The sequence below is a fragment of the Mesorhizobium sp. M0923 genome, from assembly GCF_040319365.1.
Taxonomy (GTDB): Bacteria; Pseudomonadota; Alphaproteobacteria; order Rhizobiales; family Rhizobiaceae; genus Mesorhizobium.
In genome coordinates this window covers 22,073-40,617 of record NZ_JAMYNW010000015.1, presented here as the reverse complement: position 1 = coordinate 40,617, position 18,545 = coordinate 22,073, and the positions used below count along the sequence as shown (strand labels likewise).

Here is an 18,545-nt window from a genome sequence, read left to right as displayed (position 1 = left end):
GAACACCATACAATCTGCATGTAAATGTAACTAACATACAGGCTGAATGTATGCAACAGCGATCCGCTCGCCGCTCCAACCGTGATCGCACCGAAGCGACACGCGCCGAGCTCATCGCTGCGGCGCGAAAACTGTTCACCGAAAAATCCTATGCCGAGACCAGCACACCCGAGATCGTCGCCGCTGCCGGCGTAACGCGCGGCGCGCTTTATCATCACTTTGCAGACAAGCAGGCGCTGTTTGCCGCTGTGGTCGAACAGGAGGCGCAAGCCGTGGCGGAAGAGATCGAACGCGCGTCGCCGCCTTCGGTATTTGCCCGCGATGCGCTGATTGCCGGCTCGGATGCCTATCTGGCTGCCATGCGCGCCCCCGGCCGAACTCGGCTCTTGCTGCTTGATGGCCCCGCCGTGCTCGGCCGCGCCGCCATGGATGCGATCGACAATCGCCATGGCAACCGTTCGCTGCGTGAGGGCCTTGTTGCCGCGATGCGCTCGCACTCTATGACGAGATTGCCTGTGGAAGCACTGACCGCTTTGCTCGCCGCTGCCTTCGACCGCGCAGCGCTCGCCATTGAAGCTGGAGCATCGATCGAGGACTATCGCGCCGTTCTCATCGCGCTGATCGACGGTCTGTCTCCGGCTCCTCCTTAGGCACCTCACCCGGCTCGAATTCGTTGAAACAACCAAGCTGGCGCTTGAACTGATCGATCAGCCAGGCGGCCGCCGGTTTCGGGCTGCGATCGGCGCGGTGCATGGCATAAAGCGGCGAGCGGACTTCGCTGTAAGGCTCGAGATCGAGTTCGACGAGCCGGCCGTTCGCCAGATCATCGGCAATCAGCCATCGCGGCAGCCCGCCCCAGCCCAGCCCCTCGCGCATCAGCACGTGCTTGGTGCGCACATCCGTCAGCCGCCAAGTGCGGTAGGCGAAGACGCCATAGTCGCGCCCGCGCGTACGCTCGGACTGGTCCGAGACGACCAGTTGGATGTGTTCGCGGACATCCTCCAGCGCCACTGGTCTGGGCAGCAGCGCCAGCGGGTGATCAGGCGCTGCGGCCGGCACCAGGGAGAAGAAACCGATGCGCAGCAGATTCACGTCCGCCTCGCCCAGAAGCCCTCCGATGCCGAGATCGGCCTGTCCGCCGACAACATGATCGAGGATAAGGCCAAGCGAGCCGATATGCAGACGCAGTGTCACGGCCGGAAACTGCACCTCGAATGCCTTTAGCACCCGAACCAGCACCGGCGACGGTAGCGTCACGTCGACCGACAGCGCAACTTCCGCCTCCAATCCCTGCCGATATCCGTCGATACGCGAGCGGATGCGTTGCAGCACGCCGACCATGCGCCGCGCATCTTCCAGCGTCGCCTTGCCGACATCGGTCAGTTGCGGCTCACGCGTGCCCTCACGCTCAAACAGCTTCAGCCCAAGCTGCGCTTCGAGGTTGGCAATGGCGTAGCTGATGACCGACTGCGCGCGGTTGAGCTTACGGCCGGCAGCCGAGAAGGAACCGGTGTCGGCCACCGCAACCAGGATCTGCAGTTGGTCAAGCGTCGGGTTGGGCTGCATCTTTCAATCCACAATTTAGATGGATCATATACAAAATATACCAGTTTTTCAAATGGGTCTGCGCACACATATTTGCCGGGAGATTTTAATCCAACCTTGGAGAGTCACCATGTCCATCCTTCTTGTCACATCCAGCCCACGCGGCGCCGCCTCGCACTCGACCCGTGTCGCCAACGAACTCGCCGACAAACTGCTTGCCGCCGATCCTTCGGCCAAGCTTGTCGCCCGCGACCTCGTCGCCAACCCGCTGCCGCATATCGACCCCGACTATTCGACCGGCATCTATACGCCGGCCGAAGCGCGCACCCAGCGCCAGGCTGAGGTCGTCGGCGTTTCCGATACTGTACTGGACGAGCTGTTTGCGGCCGACACCGTCATTCTCGCCACTGGCTTCATCAACTTCAACATCTCGTCGACGCTGAAATCCTGGGTCGACCACGTCGCCCGCTCCGGTAAAACCTTTGCTTATGGCGATGCTGGCCCGAAAGGCCTCGTCACCGGCAAGAAAGTCTATATCGTGCTGGCCTCGGGCGGCATCTATTCCGAAGGTGCAGCCGTGCAGTTCGATCATGCCATTCCCTACCTGCGCAGCGTGCTCGGCTTTCTCGGCATGACCGATGTGGAGGTCATCCGCATCGAAGGAGTCGGCATGGGCGCCGATGCGGTAGCAGCAGCGCTGGCCAAGGCCTCGACCAAGGTCGACGCCATTGTGGCTGCAACCGGAAGCGCCGAGCGCGTCGCCGCCGCGGCGTAAAGCCAGCATCGTTTGAATTGAACAAGGGCAGGCGCTCGGTGCCTGCCCTTGCTGTCGTTGGCGACAACCTATTGTGGTGGGCCAACAACTGCCATTGGTTATTCCGCTTGTCTGCGCTATCGGTCGCGGATGTTCCTGTCCGTTGCCACAACGCACCGTCCGGCCACCGATCTCGGTTTCCTGCTGCACAAGCATCCCGATCGTTTGCACGAGACCGACCTCTCCTTTGGCAAAGGGTGGCTATTCTATCCCGAAGCGACCGAAGAGCGTTGCGAGGCAGCACTCCTGCTCGATGTCGACCCGATAGGGCTAGTGCGCGGCAAGGGGCGGGCGGAAGGCTTGCTGGACCAATATGTGAACGACCGGCCTTACGCGGCATCGTCTTTCCTGTCCGTGGCGCTAAACAAAATGCTGCGGACGGCGATGACCGGAATGTCAAAGGAGCGCCAGGAACTGGCTAGCGGCGAACTGCCGCTGGAGGCAGTCGTGACTCCACTGCCGATGCGCGGCGGTGAGGCTCTGGTTCGAAGCCTGTTCGAACCCTTGGGCTGGACAGTCGATCTGACGCCAATCGAGGGAATCGGGTCTGGTGCAGGCGAGTCCCGGTACGGCCATCTGAAGCTGACCGGCACGGGCCGGCTCAGCGCCTTGTTGAACCACCTCTACGTGCTGATCCCGGTGATGGACGATGCCAAGCATTATTGGGTCGGCGAAGCAGAGGTCGACAAGCTGCTGTCCAAGGGAGAGGGCTGGCTGGAAAAACATCCCGCCAAGGACCTGATAGTTCGCCGATACTTGCGCAACCGCGGTGCCTTGGCCCGCATGGCTCTGGAACGACTGGTTCCTGAAACGGCCAGGGAGACACTTTGCCGCCCGAACTGCGTGTCACACCTGAGGAAGCGCTGGAGACGCCGATCCGGCTCAACGATCTGCGCATGGAAGCTGTTGTCCGAGCCATCCAGGCAACGGGTGCAACCACGGTTGCGGACCTGGGATGCGGCGAAGGCAAGCTACTTTATCGGCTCGTGCGCGAGCGATGGGTCCATAAGCTGTTCGGGTTGGATCCAGCGGCACGCGAACTGGAATGGGCTGCAAAGCGTCTCAAGCTGAACGAGTTTGGCGGGCCGCCCGAGGGCCGGGTTACGCTGCTGCACGGATCTCTGACATACCGGGACGGCCGCTGGGCGGCAGCCGACGTCGCCGTGCTGGTCGAGGTCATCGAGCATCTCGACGAGGACAGGCTGCCTCTGGTCGAACGCATCGTTTTCGGCGAGACGGCGCCTAAATCCGTCATCGTGACCACTCCGAACGCGGACTACAACGCTCTGTTTCCCAGATTGGCCCCTGGCGCATTTCGCCATCCCGATCACCGTTTCGAATGGAGCCGGGCTCAGTTCGAAACCTGGGCGGCCAAAATCGGTGAGATCTATGGCTATGCAGCCACCTTCAGCGGTATCGGAGCCCAGGATTCTACCCTCGGCGCGCCCACGCAGATGGCGGTGTTCACCCGATGAGAGAACTGGACAAGACCGATCTCGCCATTCCTGACTTTGCCCTCGTCGTGCTGATCGGCTCGACCGGATCGGGCAAGTCGACTTTCGCGGCCAGGCATTTTCTGCCGACCGAGATCATCTCCTCGGATCAGTGCCGGGCGCTGGTCTCCGACGATGAGACCGACCAGGACGTCTCTGCAGATGCCTTCGATCTGGTGCGCGAAATAGCCGGCAAGCGGCTTAAACACCGCAGGCTGGCCGTCATCGACGCCACCAACGTGCGAGCCGCCGACCGCAAGGCCTGGATTGAGCTGGCGCGCAAGTGGCACGCTTTGCCCGTCGCCGTGGTCCTCGATCCAGGCGTCGAGGTGTGCGTCGCACGCAATGCGGTGCGAGCCGACCGGCCGGTCGGCGCCGGGGTCGCCCAGCGCATGACAACCGAGATCCGCAAGGGTCTTGGCGGCCTGCAACGCGAGGGCTTCCGCCAGGTCTGGACGCTTACCAGCGAGGCCAGCATCGACGCGGCCGAGGTGTCGCGGCAGCCGCTATGGACCGACAAGCGCGACGACCACGGCCCGTTCGATATCATTGGCGACATCCACGGCTGTTCGGATGAACTTCAGATGCTGCTCGCTCGACTGGGCTACAGCGTCGCCTGGTCTGAACATCAGGGCGACCGAACGGCCACTGTGATCCCGCCGCAGGGCCGCAAGATCGTCTTTGTCGGCGACCTCGTCGATCGCGGCCCCAACTCGCCCGACGTACTGCGCATCGCCATGAGCATGGTCGCGGCCGGGACCGCCTATTGTGTCCAGGGCAACCATGAACGCAAACTCGGCAGCTGGCTGGAAGGTCGCAAGGTCACGGTCGCCCACGGCCTCGAGCAGACGATCGACCAGTTGAACACGCAGGACCGCGGCCTGCGAGAGGCGCTGCCGGCCTTTCTCGACGGCCTGCGCAGCCACGTCTGGCTGGACGGCGGACACCTCGCCGTCGCCCACGCCGGTCTCAAGGAGGAAATGATCGGACGCGGCTCCGGCGCCGTGCGCGAGTTCGCTCTGTACGGCGAGACCACAGGCGAGACTGACGAGTTCGGGCTGCCCGTCCGCGCGGACTGGGCCGCAGCCTACCGTGGCAAGACAGCCGCAATTTATGGACATACGCCAACGCTGTCGGCCGAGTGGGTCAACAACACCCTGTGTATCGACACTGGATGCGTGTTCGGCGGCAAGCTGACGGCCTTACGCTGGCCGGAACGCGAACTAGTAGAGGTGCCGGCAATCCAGACATGGTCGGAGCCGATACGTCCGCTGGGCGGGTCCTGTCTGGGCAAATCGGCACAGGCCGACGCCGACGGCGTGCTCGATTACCAGGATGTCTCCGGTCGCCGCTGGATCGAGACCGGGCTGAGGGGCCGGATTGTGGTGGCCGAGGAGAACGCCTCGGCGGCACTGGAAGTGATGAGCCGCTTCGCGCTGTCGCCGCAATGGCTGATCTATCTGCCGCCGACCATGTCGCCGTCCGAGACCAGCAGCCAACACGGCTGGCTGGAACGTCCGGAAGATGCCTTCGCTTATTTCCGCGAACGCGACGTCGCCCAGGTCGTGTGCGAGGAAAAGCATATGGGTTCGCGGGCGGTGGTCGCGCTGTGCCGGAACGCGCAGGCGGCGCGCAGCCGCTTCGGGATCCCGGGCGACGAGACCGGCGCAATCTGGACCCGCACCGGACGTTCCTTTTTCAACGACGGCACCATGACGGAAGGCCTGCTCGCCCGTCTCCGGGTCGAGGTCGACGCGGCGGATCTGTGGACGGAATTGAACAGCGACTGGCTGCTGCTGGACACCGAGATAATGCCTTGGGCGGCAAAGGCCGGCAGCCTGATCGAAAGCCAGTATGCGCCGGTGGCGACATCCTCAGCCGCCGGTTTCAAGGTCAGCCGCGAGGCGCTAGCCCGTGCGATGGCGCGCGGCGTCGATGCGGCCGGCCTGAACGCACGCCTTGAAGACCGGGCCGCCCGTGCGGCTAAATACGCCACGGCCTGGGCGCCTTACGTGTGGCCGGTCTCCGGCGTCGACGACCTTAAGGTCGCGCCTTTCCACCTGCTCGCCAGCGAGGGACGTGTTTGGTTTGACCAGGATCATGTCTGGCACATGTCGCTCGCGGACCGTCTGGCTGCCCATGTTGGCGTGGTCACGCCGACCCGATGGCGTACGGTTGATCTGGCCGACGGCAGCGCGTGTGCGGAGGCTATTGCCTGGTGGGAGGCGCTGACTGGCTCGGGCGGCGAAGGCATGGTGGTCAAACCACGCGACTTCGTCAGCCGTGGCAAGAAGGGACTCATCCAGCCGGCGCTGAAGGTCCGCGGCCCGGAATATTTGCGCATCATCTATGGTCCCGAATATGACGCGCCGGACAATCTCATCCGCCTGCGAGAACGCGGCCTGAGCGGCAAGCGCAGCCTGGCACTCAGGGAGTTCGCGCTCGGTCACGAGGCGCTGACGCGATTTGTCGCCAAGCAGCCGCTACGCCGCGTTCACGAGTGTGTCTTCGCCGTGCTGGCGCTGGAAAGCGAGCCAATCGACCCAAGGCTGTAATAACGATCTACCCGAAGATCTTCTCGCCTTGCTCATCGACCAGCTGGATGCCCTTCTTGATCGAGATGTCGACAGCGTCATCAAGCCCGGCAAAGCGATCGGCGCGGATGAATTTGTGCTCCTTCATCACGCCGTCGATCTCCTTCGAAACCACGCCGCAGGTCTGGTACTGGCCCTCCGCCTTGTAGGGCGTGGCGCTGATCAAAAATCCCTTGTGCTCGATTTGCTTTACCGGCGCCGCTGTCTTTGGCTCAGCGGCTTCGTTGCCGCCGCCGAAAAGACGCTTCAGAAAAGACATGGGGTATCCTCCAACGGCAATCATCCTGCACCACATAGCGTGGTGCAGGATGATTTTCAGTACCGGTCCTTGGCCGAGCGGGCAAGGGCCGCAGCTGGCTTGGCACTCAGGGGTCAGTCGCGCGACAGCGCTTCCAGGGCCTCTGCGGCAGCTTCCAATATGCTGATTGCCTCGGCCTGCTTTGCTTCAGGCGCATCTACGATTTCGCCGAGCGCGGCGCGCAGCCGGTGGCGCACGGCGCGGAATTCGTCGCGCTTTTCCGAGCGGCCGCGGCCGCGCCGGCCACCGTCGCCGTCATCGTTCCAGCCGAACCACTCGCGCGCCTTCGCCATCTTGCGGCCGAAGCGCTCGAGATGGTCGAGCACGTGGTCGATCATCTCGCGATTTTCGTTGAGATGCGCCTGCCCTGCCTCGGTGATCGAAAACACCTTCTTGTTGCCTTCCGCCGCAGAAACGGCATAGCCGGCCTCTTCCAGGAAGGTCAGCGTCGGATAGACGACGCCGGGGCTCGGGCTGTAGACGCCGCTGGTGCGCTCCTCCAGCGCCTTGATGATGTCGTAGCCGTGCCGCGGCGCCTCGGCCAGCAGCGACAGCGTGATCAGCTTGAGATCGCCGTCAGCCAGCATACGCCCGGCGCGGAACATGTCGCCTGGTCCGCCGCGTCCGCCGCCGCCTCTCATGCCATGCCCGAACGGGCCGAACCCGCCGCGTCCGCCGAACTTGCCGGCCATATGCATGAAAACGCGCTCGGCGTGTTCGCCAAAACGATGATGCCCGAAATGATTGTCTTTGTGCATTGTCTGCTCCTTGAGTTATGTCTTACGATATATCTCAATTAGGTGCTCGCCACGATCGAGTCAAGATATATCTTACGATGTATCTGAAAATGCGCCAGCAGGATTGATTTCGCCGGCAAGGGCAGCTAGGAAGCGCGTGAGGGTCGAAGACCCCTCCGTAAGCGTCTGACGTGAAGCAACGCATCCACCCCGGTCGTTTCCGGGCAGTTACGCCGGAAGACCGGCGAATGGATGCCAATGCGACGGACCGGATGCTTCAGGGAAAAATCCAAATGACCATGAAAACCCCGCGCAGGAAGCTGCCTGCGCGCTATGCCGCCGTCCTCGGCCCGCTGGTGCTGTCGTTGCTGATGACGTTCATCGTGTCGTTCATCTCGACACTGAAAAGCCTTGGCTTCCAGCCCGACCTGCCGGCCACCTGGCTGACGGCTTGGGGCCTGTCCTGGATGGTGGCCTTTCCGACGCTGCTGCTGTTGCTGCCGGCGGTGCGCCGCATCGTTGGCTGGCTTTGCGAGCCCGTGGCTCGATAGCAGGCTGCGCCAAGGGCCCGAAGCAACTTACGGGTCTTTCAGTGCGAAGTGAACGGACACTATCACCAACGGCCTTTGCGGCGGTTCCAGGCATAGAGCAGATCGGCGAAGCGATCATAGGCATAGCGCGTCAACGGCAGCGTGGCGGGATTGCCAAACAGCGTCGCCAACCAGCCCTCGCCCGGCGTTATCAGCCAAACCGCAACGGCAACATCGGCGCCGACCAGCAATTTGCCACCGGCGTCGGTCGCATGCAGCCGGCGCCGGATATCCTCCAGCCCGATGCCGTAGCGGGCCAGCGCCGTCGGTTCGGCATTGATGTCGCGAAATTCGATCCGCTCCGCCTTGACCGCTTCGATCAGCCGCCGCTTCTGCCGGCTGATGCCGGCATCGCAGACCGGACAGCGCGTATTGTACCAGACGGTCAGCAGAGGCTTGGCCATGGTTCGCAACACCAGCGGAGGACGTGCGACGACTATCCAGCAAATGCCGTTGCGCCGCAACGTGACGCGACACCGCGGAATGTCCCGGCTTCGGCTAATGCACGTCGCCCCAAAAACATGTCCTCGGGCCTGGCCCGAGGGTGCGCGGCGGTTTGCCATACCGACCTGTTTAAAAAGAAGAGCGTAAAGCGCGTCGCAAGAGGCCGTTCAAGCGCGACGCGCTTCAGGCACGGCACTCAGCCGAGCGAGGTAATGATCTCGCGATAGGCATCCTCCGGGAAAGCCTTGAGTGTCCGCGTCCTGACGTTTCCGCCCGCCGCCAGCATCAGCGAGAAACGAGCTAGTACGGCATCGTCGGGGGCTTCGACCACCGCCACCATGTCGCAATCCCCCATGGTGAGATAAAATGCCTTGAAGGACCCGCCCATGTCTCCCAACAGCTTCTTGGCGGCATCGAGCCGCTTCGGCGACTCGCGCACGTTTTTGGCGCCTTGCTCCGTCCAGTTGATCAGCACGATGTAAGTTGTCATGGCACACCTCCCTCCGGGGCCACGGAGCACGGCGTCACAGCCGGGGCGGGCATCCGGGTTTGTCGCCCAGAAAATGCATCCGTCGCGGAATTATCCTCTCGTAGGGCACGACCCGCAAGAGCGGCGCGTCCAATCGTGATCGCCTGTGCCCAAACGGAAAAGGACGCCACCGGCGCCCTTTAAACTGCTTATCCGTCACCCAGACTCAGCTGTCGAGGAAGCTTCTGAGCTTGCGCGACCGGCTCGGGTGCTTGAGCTTGCGCAGCGCCTTGGCTTCGATCTGGCGGATGCGCTCGCGGGTGACCGAGAACTGCTGGCCGACCTCCTCAAGCGTGTGGTCGGTGTTCATGCCGATGCCGAAGCGCATTCTGAGCACGCGCTCTTCGCGCGGCGTCAGCGAGGCCAGCACGCGCGTCGTCGTCTCGCGCAAATTGGCCTGGATCGCCGCGTCGATCGGCAGGATCGCCATCTTGTCCTCGATGAAATCGCCGAGATGCGAATCCTCCTCGTCGCCGACCGGCGTTTCGAGCGAGATCGGCTCCTTGGCGATCTTCAGCACCTTGCGCACTTTTTCCAGCGGCATTGCGAGCTTTTCCGCCAGTTCTTCCGGCGTCGGCTCACGGCCGATCTCATGCAGCATCTGACGCGAGGTGCGTACGATCTTGTTGATCGTTTCGATCATGTGCACCGGAATGCGGATGGTGCGCGCCTGGTCGGCGATCGAACGGGTGATCGCCTGCCGGATCCACCATGTCGCGTAGGTCGAGAACTTGTAGCCGCGGCGGTATTCGAATTTGTCGACCGCCTTCATCAGGCCGATATTGCCTTCCTGGATCAGGTCGAGGAACTGCAGGCCGCGATTGGTGTATTTCTTGGCGATGGAGATGACGAGACGCAGATTGGCCTCGACCATTTCCTTCTTGGCGATCGCGGCTTCGCGCTCGCCCTTCTGCACCTGGTTGACGATCTTGCGGAATTCCTGGATCGAAATCGCCGTCTCGGTGGCGAGGTTCTGGATCTCGGCGCGCAGGTCGCGGATGGCGTCCTTCTCGTTCTTGGTGAACTCCTTCCAGCCGCGCGAGGTCAGATTGCCGATCGAACGCGTCCAGTTCGGATCGAGCTCCGAGCCCTGATATTCCTTGAGGAACTCCTCGCGGCGCACGCCATAGCTTTCGGCCAGCCGCAACAGCTTGCCCTCGTTCTGCACCAGGCGCTTGTTGATGTCGTAGAGCTGCTCGACCAGCGCCTCGATGCGCGCCGTGTTCAAGGACAGCGACTTCACCGCCTTGATCAGCTGGTCCTTCAGCTCCTTGAGCCGACGGTCCTGGCTTGGCGACAGCGTGCCGGCGGCGGCCAGCCGGTTCTCGACCTGCTGGTCCTGCAGCTTGCGCAGCTTCTTATAGGTGTCGGCAATGACGTCGAGCGTCTCCATCACCTGCGGGCGCAGTTCCGCTTCCATCGCCGCCAGCGACAGGCTCGCCTCGTCATCGTCCTCCTCGTCGTCGTCCACCAGGCCACGGGTGTCGCCGCCGACATTGGTGATGTCGTCCTCGTCCTCGCGCGAACGGCGCGGCTTTTCCTCGGTCTTGGCTTCCTCGATACGCTCGACCACCGGCGCCTGCTTGGCCTCCGGCCCGGCATAGGTCGCCTCGAGGTCGATGATCTCGCGCAGCAGGATCTTCGATTCGTTGAGCTCGTCGCGCCAGATGATGATGGCCTGGAAGGTCAGCGGACTTTCGCAGAGGCCCGCGATCATCGTCTCGCGGCCGGCCTCGATGCGCTTGGCGATCGCGATTTCGCCCTCGCGCGACAGAAGCTCCACCGAGCCCATCTCGCGCAGATACATGCGAACCGGATCGTCGGTGCGGTCGGTCGGCTCTTTTTTGGTCGTGGTGGCGGCGACGGCGGTGCCGGTCTGCTCGGCCAGCTCGTTGGCATCCTCCTCGGCGTCAGCGGCGGTATCGGCGGCTTCGGGCTCCTCGCCCTGCTCGTCGTCCTCGACCACGTTGATGCCCATGTCGGAAAGCATGGCCATCGTGTCCTCGATCTGCTCGGAGGTCACTTCCTCCGAGGGCAGCACCGAATTCAGCTCGTCCATGGTGACATAGCCGCGCTTCTTGGCGGCCTTGATCATCTTCTTGACAGCATCGTCGGAAAGGTCGAGCAGAGGGCCATCGGTCGCGGCCTCGCGTTCGGTCTCGACTTCTTCCTTTTCTTTTGTCGCCATAGTCTTTATTTTCTCCAAGCGGCTGAGTATCAAAGCCGCGTAAGCTGCCGGTCCGGTCAAATTGGATGCGCTCTTTCCAGAACGCGCTTTACCGGGCCAGTAACTGCATCTCTCGTTAAGTCCAGATTAACCCTGATATCTGTGGCAAGCTGACTGCCTGTCCAGTGATCAGTACCTTACATCGCTGCATTCCCGTCGATGCCGGGGCGGGTTAACGTTTCGAATCGACCTGATTCCGCCATTCTGCCGGAAGGTCAAGCGCCTCTCGCATGATTCGCATGAAAAAAGCGAATCAATTACCCGACTTAGAGCGCCGCACGCTTGATTCGACGCGCAAGCACGTCCTTACATTCAGTCTTCTGGAGGCTTCGATCTAAACGCGCCCAGCCCTGCCCGACGATACGCCAAACCCTTCGATCAGCGCTTCCGTTGCCTGCACATCACGAAATTGCGCCTGGATTTCGACCAGGTGCCGGTAGTTTTCGTCCGTGGGGTCGCTGGCGAGCGCTGCTTCCGCCTGCTTCAGCTCCTTATGTAAGGTGCGCGCGCTGCGCTGCAAGTGGAGGGCCTGGCTGAACGCATCGCGGGCATCGTCGAGTGCCGCCGTTTCCAGCGCCGGCCATTGCCGCGCACGTTTGATCAGCGCCACCGCACGCTGCCAGATCTCCCCGCAGCCGGCCCGCTCGATCGTCGCGATCACCGCGTCGCGGTCATTGGCCATATCATGCGCCATGGCGTCGAGGATCGCCGCATGCAGCCGCTTCAGATCGGAGTTGGCGAGATCGAGGAACTCGACATGGGCGAAATTCTCGTCGATCAGCACGGGATGGTTGACGAGGGCGGCAATGATCGTCGCCTCGCGTACCGACATGCCCTCGCCGCCGCGCTTGACCAACGCCGAGCGACCGAGGCTTTCGGTGATCGCGGTGCGCCCACCGGCATTGCCGCCGCGCGCAAACTGTCCGCCGGGTGCTGAACCCTTGCCCTGGAAACGTTCGCCGGGCCGTCCGTCCTGACGCCCCTGGCGTCCGCGCTGGGCACCGAAGAAGCTCTGCACCCGCTCGCGCATTTCCTGTTGGTAGTGATAGCGAAGGCTCTCGTCGCGGATACGGCTGGTCAGTTCGCGCAGCGTCTTTTCGAGCTCGGCTCGCCGTTCCGGCGTGTCGAAGATGCCGCCGGCCGTCTCGCGCATCCACAAGAGGTCGGCCAGCGGCCGCGCCTCGGAAAGCACGGCGCGGAACGCATCCGGTCCGTCACCCTTGACCAGATCGTCGGGATCCTTGCCCTCCGGCAGCAGGGCGAAGCGAACCGAGCGGCCCGCCTGGACCGCCGGCAGCGCCATGTCGGCGGCGCGCCATGCTGCCTTCAACCCGGCGTGGTCGCCGTCGAAGCACAGCACCGGCTCGCCGGCCATGCGCCATAGAAGTTCGAGCTGGTTTTCAGTCAATGCGGTGCCGAGCGGCGCCACCACGTTTTCGAAGCCGGCCTGCGCCAGCGCGATCACATCCATGTAGCCTTCGACGGCAATGACCGTGCCGCCCTTGGCCAGCGCCCCCTTTCCCAGCGCCCCCTTTCCCAGCACTTGGCGTGCACGAGCGAAATTGTAGAGCACGTTGCCCTTGTGGAAGAGCTCCGTATCGGGCGAGTTCATATATTTGGCCAGCGCATCCGGCGCTAGCGCCCGCCCGCCGAAGGCGATGATCTTGCCCCTGGAATCCGGGATCGGGAACATAATGCGGTCGCGGAACCAATCGTAGGAAACGGGGACGTCGTCGCCATGGCGCACCAGCCCGCACGCCTCGATGTCGGCCTTGGGGACGCCCTTGGCGGCAAGATGCTCCTTCAGCGCGTTGCGGCTGTCGGGCGCATAGCCGAGGCGGAAGGACTGCTGCGTCGCCGGTGTCAGTCCCCGGTCGCGCAGATAGGCGCGGGCCTTTGCGCCTTCCGGTCCCTGCAGCCGTTCCTGGAAGAACACCGTCGCCATCTCCATGACATCGGTCAGGCTGGCGCGTTCCTTTTCGCGCCGTTCCTCATCGGCGTCGCGAACCGGCATCGGCACGCCGGCCATGTCGGCGATCTTCTCGACGGCCTCGGGAAAGCTCATCCCGTCGAGTTCGGTCAAGAACTTGAAATGGTCGCCCGAAACCGAGCAGCCGAAACAGTGATAGCGGCCCTTCTTGTCCTCGCAATGGAAGGACGGGCTCTTCTCGCCATGGAACGGACAGCACGCCCAATAATCACCGCGCGGCGCGTTTGTCTTTTTCCTGTCCCACGCGACGCGCTGGCCGATCACCGAAGAAATCGGCACGCGGTCGCGGATCTCGTCGAGGAAAGCAGGCGGAAAGCGCATGAGGGACAGCTCGTTTGGCCTCCATATAATCACACGGGCCAAGCCCGACGACTCCTAATGCGGAACCATACCCGGTTTTCACAGGCCAAAAAGAGAAGGCGGCCTGCGGGCCGCCTTCTCGATCTAATCCGGCGCAGCGCCGGTCAGCCGTTCCGCACCTACTGCGCGGCGATAGCGCCGAAGATCAGGCCCGAGAGGTTGCTGACCAGCAGATAGTCGTTGCCGACCCGGATCCACTCCTGGCCGGGACCGGGACGGCGCAAGCCGTAGTGGCGATAGTCGCGGATCGGCTGGTGACGCTTCCAGCTGGAATATCTCTGGCCGTTGCGCCAATGGCTGCGCTTCACCACGATCTTTTTCGTCACTATGACGCGCTTGTTCACCTCGACATGCTTGTTCACGTCGACATGCCTGCCGGGCTTTTGCCAGTCGACCTGGCTATAACTCGATTGCGGTGCGTTTGGTGGGTTCAATGGTGCAGCCTGGCCCTGCAAGGCCGTTGCAGCCAGCATCGAGAAGGCAATGGCGGAAAGAACGATGCGTTTCATAGCGGGTACTCCTTGGTTGTCGATGCCTCTGGAATAGAGCCGGAAGGATGAACCGAAACTGAACGCAGAGATTACGTTTTCGTAATGATTTCCTACATTTAGCACGCCTAATTCAGCACTACCTTTAAAGCGGCTGTCCGAGCACGGACGCATGACCCTCCGTAACTCCGCGGGCAATGCAACCATTTTGCCGGCCATCCATTTCCGACACGCCCCGTCGCGGGGCAACACTCGTCCGAACCGGGCAAAATTTATTATTCGGCTAAAATAAATCGGAGTAATATCAACCTCTGCAATGTCCACGATTCGCGCCCACTTTTGCCCTCGTGACGTCACGGCGCCCGCGTCGCTGATACCGGTCGGGTTGCGGGGTCGGGCATGAGCGGCTCGGTCGTTTTGCTGCACCTTGCCGGTGCGGTCGCACTGATGCTGTTTGCCACCCGTTTGGTGAAGACCGGCGTCGAGCGCGCCTATGGCGATGTGCTGCGCCACAAACTGCGCGCCACCATGCGCAATCCCTTCATGGCGGTTCTGGCCGGCTGCGGCCTGGCGGTCGCGCTGCAAAGCTCGACCGCCGTTACCTTGCTGGTCGGCTCATTCGCCGGCTCCGGCATTGTCAGCGGCATGTCGGGCCAGCTTGCGGTGCGCGGTGCCGAGATCGGCTCGGCGCTGGTGGTCAAGCTGCTTACCTTCGATCTGTCGCTGCTGGTACCGGTCTGCCTGGTCGCCGGCACCGTCATGTTCATGGCCACCGAGCGGCGCGACTGGCGCCAGTTCGGCCGCATCCTGGTCGGCATCGGCCTGCTGCTTCTGTCGCTGGAGATGATCGGCCAGGCGTCGGAGCCGCTGCGCCAGAGCACGCTGATGCCGCTCATCGTCGATTACTTCTCCGGCGATCCGGTCACCGCCTACCTTCTGGCGGCGTTGGTCACCTGGCTGTTCCATTCCTCGATCGCCGCGGTGCTGCTTATGGTGACGCTCGCCGGCCGCGGTTTCATCCCGCCCGAACTCGGCATCGTGCTGGTGCTCGGCGTCAATCTCGGCTCTTCGATCATCGCGCCGCTTCTAACCCGCAACGCAGAACCCGGCGTTCGCATCGTGCCGATCGGCAATCTCCTGATGCGCGGCATGGGCTCTCTGATCATGCTGATCCTGTTCCTGACGTTCAAGCCGCCAGTCGCCTTCTTGGGCAGCACCGTGCCCGAGCAGATCGTCAATGCCCACATCGTCTTCAACATCCTGATCCTGATCGCCGGCCTGCCGCTGGCGCGCCTGGTCTATCGTGCCTCGGAAAAGATCGTGGCGCTGGGCACCAGGCCCCAGCCCGCCAACGCGCTCGACGTCATCGAGCTTTCGGCGCTCAACGAAAGTGCGCTCGACGTGCCGAGCCAAGCACTCGCCAATGCCACCCGCGAGGTAGTGCGGGTCTGCGAGACGGTCGAGATCATGCTGAAACGGATCATCGAACTCTATGAGAGCGCCGACGCCGACAAGATCAGTGCGCTGGCCGCGCTCGACGACCGTGTCGACAGGAAGCACGCGGCGATCAAGCTCTATCTCGCCAAGGTCACCAAGAACCCGCTGAGCGAGGACGAGGCCCTGCGTTGCCAGGAGTTGATCGGCGCCTGCGTCAAGCTGGAGCAGGTCGGCGACATCATCGTGCGCAACATGCTGGTCCATGTGAAGAAGAAATTCGAGCGCGGACTGGAGTTCACGCCGGAAGGCTGGCGCGAGCTTTGCGCCTTCCACGCCTTGGTGCTTGCCAATGCCAGGCTGGCCTTCAACGTCCTGGTGTCCCGCGATCCGGAGACCGCTCGCCAGTTGGTGCTGGAAAAGGACCGGCTGCGCGACCGCGAGAAGGAAACCAGCCAGAGCCATTTCGTGCGGCTGCGCGACGGCACCGCCAAGAGCGTCGAGACCAGCTCCATCCATCTCGACACCATTCGCGACCTCAAGCAGATCAACTCGCTGCTCGCCTCGATGGCCTATCCCGTGCTTGAGGAACGCGGCCTGCTAACCGGTTCGCGGCTGAAGGCCGGATAGATTGCGTCCACAGGCCGGTAGCTTCAGAAGCTCGCCTATGCTGTGAGCCAATGCGCAAAATTACCTTTGCGCCACCTCCTGTCTGTCGGCTAAAGATCGCCAGATCTACCGGAAGGAAAGTAGATGGACACCCATTCTCGCAGCTTCGCCAAGGCGCTTTCCTGGCGTGTCACCGGTACCATCGACACGATGATCATTTCGCTCGTCGTGACGGGAAGCATCAAGCTCGCTGCGGCCATCGGCCTGACCGAGGTCGTCACCAAGTCGCTGCTCTACTACCTTCATGAGCGGGCGTGGCTGAAAATTCCTTACGGAAGGAAGGCGGCCGCGTAGCTCTTGCCGCCGCGGCCGGCACCTGACCGGTGACAAAGAAAATCTAAAGCGGCGTCGCCAATTTCTGAATTGCCCGGTGCCCTTATCCGTGGTTTGAGGTCACCTTATCCGAGGATCGCCTTCCCGCCATGCTTCCCCTCATTGCCCTGTTCATTGCCGCCTTTGCCTTCGGCACCACCGAATTCGTCATCGCCGGCGTGCTGCCGCAGGTGGCGGATGGCCTTGGCGTCGCGATCCCGACCGCCGGCTATCTCGTTTCCGGCTATGCCGGCGGCATTGCAGTCGGCGGCCCGCTGCTGGCGCTCGCCACCAAAAGGTTCTCCCGCAAGGCCCTGCTGCTTGGACTGACTGCAGCCTTTACCATCGGCCAGGCGGCCTGCGCGCTGGCGCCCGACTTCGCCTCGATGCTGCTGTTGCGGATTGCGGTGGCCGTGGCACACGGCGCCTATTTCGGCGTTGCCATGGTGGTGGCCGTCGGCCTCGTGCGCGAAGACCAGCGCGGCATGGCGGTGGCGCTGATCCTGTCCGGCCTCACCGTATCGAATGTCATCGGCGTTCCGGCCGGCACGGCAATCGGCAACATCTGGGGATGGCGTGCGACATTCTGGGTGATGTGCGCTCTCGGCGTGGTGGCCTTCGCCGCCATCGGCGCCCTGCTGCCGCGCAAGACAGGATCGTCGAGCCCGTCCGTCAGCCTTGGCAGCGAGGTACGCGTGCTCGCACGCCAGCAGGTCTGGACCTCGCTCATCATGATGCTGATGCTGATGATCGGCCAGTTCGGCCTGTTCACCTACATCACGCCGACGCTGCTTGAGGTCACCGGCCTCGACGAGAAATGGATACCTTGGGTGCTCCTGCTCAACGGTGTCGGCGCTACAATCGGCGTCTTCGTCGGCGGGCGCCTCGCCGACTGGAAGCTGATGCCGTCGCTCATCGCAATGCTATTCCTGCAGGCGGCGATGCTCGCCTCGATCTACGCCGTCAGTCCTTACCCACTGCCGATGGTGATGGCGATCTTCGTCTGGGGCGGCCTCAACTTCGCCATCGGCACGCCGATCCAGACCCGCATCCTGACCTGGACCGCGGACGCCTCCAATCTCGCCTCGTCGCTCATTCCGTCAGGCTTCAATGTCGGCATCGCGCTCGCCGCATCGCTCGGCGCGGCGATGCTCAATGCCGGCTATGGCTATCGCAGCTTGCCGGTGGTTGGCGCGATCGCCATGCTGGTCGCGGTCGCGGTTGCGCTTGCCTCGCATGTCTGGGAATGGCGGAGCCGGGCGGCGCCGCCGCTGCCGGCTGCCGCCGAATAGGGCTACAGATCGATCCGGTAACGCAGGCTTTCCGCGCCGCCATAGGAAGCATCCTCGAAGAAACGCCCGACGAGCCCGCCGCCATTGGCCAGAACGACCTTCTGCGAGGACACATTGTGAGGCTTGCAGGTGATTTCGACGAAGGGCAGGCCAACCGCCCTCGCCTCCTCCAGCATGAGCCGCAGCGCCTCCGTCGCATAGCCGCATCCCCGTTTCCACGGCACCACCGCATAGCCGATGTGGCCGAGCACGTGCGATGGCAGCGCCGCGGTTCCGGGCTGCCAGCGCAAGCCGATCGAGCCTGAGACTTCCCCGTCCCAGATCCAGCGCCGAAATCCAGGCAGCCGCGGCACCGTCGAACCGTCCGGCAAGACGATCGGCGGTCCCTTGCCATCAGGATCGTCGAGATCGGCAAGGAAAGTCGCTGGATCCTTTTCGATAGCCGCAAGCTGCTCGCGCGTCGCGTCGAGCAGCCGCACATTGTCCGGCGACCAGCCGCGCTCGAGGGCCGCCTTGTAGGACGGCAGGTGTTCAAACGCCGGTTTGACGAGTTCGATCATGAGCGCGAGCTTTTGGCTGTCGGCCCTCAAAGGCGGGCTTGCGGCTGTAGCGACTACGACAAAACTGCCCCGCCATCGACCGTAATTCCCAAGTTTTCCGCATTGCGCCCATGTCGCGCAATGATTGCGACCGGGCGCATAAGGCTGGCTCCGCTTGGATGAGGCAAGC

Annotated in this window: 18 protein-coding genes; 9 read left to right on the top strand and 9 right to left on the bottom strand. The window is 63.1% G+C overall.

The features are described 5' to 3' along the window. Positions 1-50 precede the first annotated feature (50 nt). Positions 51-650 carry a TetR/AcrR family transcriptional regulator gene (locus NKH89_RS23455; RefSeq protein ID WP_352910112.1) on the top strand — a complete coding sequence of 200 codons (600 nt, stop codon included), beginning with the start codon at positions 51-53 and terminating at the stop codon, positions 648-650. Here NKH89_RS23455 and NKH89_RS23450 read toward each other — a convergent pair. Continuing rightward, on the bottom strand, positions 610-1,566 hold the full coding sequence (locus tag NKH89_RS23450) for a LysR family transcriptional regulator (RefSeq protein ID WP_352639934.1): 957 nt from the start codon (positions 1,564-1,566) through the stop codon (positions 610-612). The two genes, NKH89_RS23455 and NKH89_RS23450, sit on opposite strands and share 41 nt — an antisense overlap. A 109-nt stretch (positions 1,567-1,675) precedes the next feature. On the opposite strand from NKH89_RS23450, the gene NKH89_RS23445 reads away from it, so the two are divergent. From NKH89_RS23445 to NKH89_RS23430, 4 genes are read left to right on the top strand one after another with little or no spacing between them, the layout of a single operon-like run. Further along, entirely contained in the window at positions 1,676-2,320 is a 645-nt protein-coding gene (locus NKH89_RS23445; RefSeq protein ID WP_023719333.1) for an FMN-dependent NADH-azoreductase, read from the top strand. Positions 2,321-2,368: 48 nt separating this feature from the next. Beyond that, positions 2,369-3,430: a 3' terminal RNA ribose 2'-O-methyltransferase Hen1 gene (locus NKH89_RS23440; RefSeq protein WP_352910109.1), complete on the top strand. Its 1,062-nt coding sequence runs from the start codon at positions 2,369-2,371 to the stop codon at positions 3,428-3,430. Then, positions 3,346-3,834: a hypothetical protein gene (locus tag NKH89_RS23435; protein WP_352910107.1), complete on the top strand. Its 489-nt coding sequence runs from the start codon at positions 3,346-3,348 to the stop codon at positions 3,832-3,834. Before NKH89_RS23440 ends, NKH89_RS23435 begins: the two co-directional genes overlap by 85 nt. Continuing rightward, on the top strand, positions 3,831-6,407 hold the full coding sequence (locus NKH89_RS23430) for a polynucleotide kinase-phosphatase (RefSeq protein ID WP_352910104.1): 2,577 nt from the start codon (positions 3,831-3,833) through the stop codon (positions 6,405-6,407). Before NKH89_RS23435 ends, NKH89_RS23430 begins: the two co-directional genes overlap by 4 nt. Positions 6,408-6,414: 7 nt before the next feature. Here NKH89_RS23430 and NKH89_RS23425 read toward each other — a convergent pair whose 3' ends face one another. After that, positions 6,415-6,705 (bottom strand): HlyU family transcriptional regulator, encoded by a 291-nt coding sequence (locus tag NKH89_RS23425; RefSeq protein WP_023719334.1) that lies wholly within the window; start codon positions 6,703-6,705, stop codon positions 6,415-6,417. A 113-nt stretch (positions 6,706-6,818) separates the two neighbouring features. After that, complete coding sequence (locus tag NKH89_RS23420; RefSeq protein ID WP_023719335.1) at positions 6,819-7,502, bottom strand: PadR family transcriptional regulator; 684 nt, start codon at positions 7,500-7,502, stop codon at positions 6,819-6,821. 272 nt (positions 7,503-7,774) lie between these two features. Here NKH89_RS23420 and NKH89_RS23415 point away from each other — a divergent pair, with 272 nt between their 5' ends. Then, positions 7,775-8,032 (top strand): DUF2798 domain-containing protein, encoded by a 258-nt coding sequence (locus tag NKH89_RS23415; RefSeq protein WP_023719336.1) that lies wholly within the window; start codon positions 7,775-7,777, stop codon positions 8,030-8,032. Between the two features lie 62 nt (positions 8,033-8,094). Here NKH89_RS23415 and NKH89_RS23410 read toward each other — a convergent pair whose 3' ends face one another. From NKH89_RS23410 to NKH89_RS23390, 5 genes are all read right to left on the bottom strand, one after another. After that, positions 8,095-8,475, bottom strand: coding sequence for a thiol-disulfide oxidoreductase DCC family protein (locus tag NKH89_RS23410; RefSeq protein WP_352910102.1), 381 nt, complete (start codon positions 8,473-8,475; stop codon positions 8,095-8,097). 236 nt (positions 8,476-8,711) lie between these two features. Further along, a complete protein-coding gene (locus NKH89_RS23405; RefSeq protein WP_023719338.1) occupies positions 8,712-9,005 on the bottom strand; it encodes a GYD domain-containing protein in 294 nt (97 codons plus the stop codon). Positions 9,006-9,210: 205 nt separating this feature from the next. After that, positions 9,211-11,232, bottom strand: coding sequence for an RNA polymerase sigma factor RpoD (rpoD, locus tag NKH89_RS23400; protein ID WP_023719339.1), 2,022 nt, complete (start codon positions 11,230-11,232; stop codon positions 9,211-9,213). Positions 11,233-11,605: 373 nt separating this feature from the next. Beyond that, positions 11,606-13,582 carry a DNA primase gene (gene dnaG / locus NKH89_RS23395; protein WP_352494942.1) on the bottom strand — a complete coding sequence of 659 codons (1,977 nt, stop codon included), beginning with the start codon at positions 13,580-13,582 and terminating at the stop codon, positions 11,606-11,608. Between the two features lie 158 nt (positions 13,583-13,740). After that, the gene (locus tag NKH89_RS23390; protein ID WP_352910099.1) at positions 13,741-14,130 is read right to left on the bottom strand and encodes an RcnB family protein; all 390 of its coding nucleotides are present in this window, start codon (positions 14,128-14,130) and stop codon (positions 13,741-13,743) included. Positions 14,131-14,508: 378 nt separating this feature from the next. Between NKH89_RS23390 and NKH89_RS23385 the strand changes: the two genes are divergently transcribed. From NKH89_RS23385 to NKH89_RS23375, 3 genes are all read left to right on the top strand, one after another. Further along, positions 14,509-16,173, top strand: a complete 1,665-nt coding sequence (locus NKH89_RS23385) for a Na/Pi cotransporter family protein (RefSeq protein WP_023719342.1) — start codon at positions 14,509-14,511, stop codon at positions 16,171-16,173. A gap of 123 nt (positions 16,174-16,296) precedes the next feature. After that, on the top strand, positions 16,297-16,506 hold the full coding sequence (locus NKH89_RS23380; protein ID WP_023678301.1) for a DUF2061 domain-containing protein: 210 nt from the start codon (positions 16,297-16,299) through the stop codon (positions 16,504-16,506). A gap of 128 nt (positions 16,507-16,634) precedes the next feature. Then, positions 16,635-17,816 carry an MFS transporter gene (locus NKH89_RS23375; RefSeq protein WP_023719343.1) on the top strand — a complete coding sequence of 394 codons (1,182 nt, stop codon included), beginning with the start codon at positions 16,635-16,637 and terminating at the stop codon, positions 17,814-17,816. Between the two features lie 2 nt (positions 17,817-17,818). On the opposite strand, the gene NKH89_RS23370 is transcribed toward NKH89_RS23375, so the two are convergent. Further along, entirely contained in the window at positions 17,819-18,376 is a 558-nt protein-coding gene (locus NKH89_RS23370; RefSeq protein WP_352790870.1) for a GNAT family N-acetyltransferase, read from the bottom strand. Positions 18,377-18,545 lie beyond the last annotated feature (169 nt).

Bases quoted from the DNA above. Each gene is read 5' to 3' on its own strand.
- NKH89_RS23425 (WP_023719334.1), bottom strand. From the start codon at position 6,705: ATGTCTTTTCTGAAGCGTCTTTTCGGCGGCGGCAACGAAGCCGCTGAG.
- NKH89_RS23375 (WP_023719343.1), top strand. From the start codon at position 16,635: ATGCTTCCCCTCATTGCCCTGTTCATTGCCGCCTTTGCCTTCGGCACC.
- NKH89_RS23430 (WP_352910104.1), top strand. From the start codon at position 3,831: ATGAGAGAACTGGACAAGACCGATCTCGCCATTCCTGACTTTGCCCTC.
- rpoD (WP_023719339.1), bottom strand. From the start codon at position 11,232: ATGGCGACAAAAGAAAAGGAAGAAGTCGAGACCGAACGCGAGGCCGCG.
- NKH89_RS23390 (WP_352910099.1), bottom strand. From the start codon at position 14,130: ATGAAACGCATCGTTCTTTCCGCCATTGCCTTCTCGATGCTGGCTGCA.
- dnaG (WP_352494942.1), bottom strand. From the start codon at position 13,582: ATGCGCTTTCCGCCTGCTTTCCTCGACGAGATCCGCGACCGCGTGCCG.
- NKH89_RS23385 (WP_023719342.1), top strand. From the start codon at position 14,509: ATGAGCGGCTCGGTCGTTTTGCTGCACCTTGCCGGTGCGGTCGCACTG.
- NKH89_RS23450 (WP_352639934.1), bottom strand. From the start codon at position 1,566: ATGCAGCCCAACCCGACGCTTGACCAACTGCAGATCCTGGTTGCGGTG.
- NKH89_RS23445 (WP_023719333.1), top strand. From the start codon at position 1,676: ATGTCCATCCTTCTTGTCACATCCAGCCCACGCGGCGCCGCCTCGCAC.
- NKH89_RS23415 (WP_023719336.1), top strand. From the start codon at position 7,775: ATGACCATGAAAACCCCGCGCAGGAAGCTGCCTGCGCGCTATGCCGCC.
- NKH89_RS23410 (WP_352910102.1), bottom strand. From the start codon at position 8,475: ATGGCCAAGCCTCTGCTGACCGTCTGGTACAATACGCGCTGTCCGGTC.
- NKH89_RS23455 (WP_352910112.1), top strand. From the start codon at position 51: ATGCAACAGCGATCCGCTCGCCGCTCCAACCGTGATCGCACCGAAGCG.
- NKH89_RS23380 (WP_023678301.1), top strand. From the start codon at position 16,297: ATGGACACCCATTCTCGCAGCTTCGCCAAGGCGCTTTCCTGGCGTGTC.
- NKH89_RS23420 (WP_023719335.1), bottom strand. From the start codon at position 7,502: ATGCACAAAGACAATCATTTCGGGCATCATCGTTTTGGCGAACACGCC.
- NKH89_RS23405 (WP_023719338.1), bottom strand. From the start codon at position 9,005: ATGACAACTTACATCGTGCTGATCAACTGGACGGAGCAAGGCGCCAAA.
- NKH89_RS23370 (WP_352790870.1), bottom strand. From the start codon at position 18,376: ATGATCGAACTCGTCAAACCGGCGTTTGAACACCTGCCGTCCTACAAG.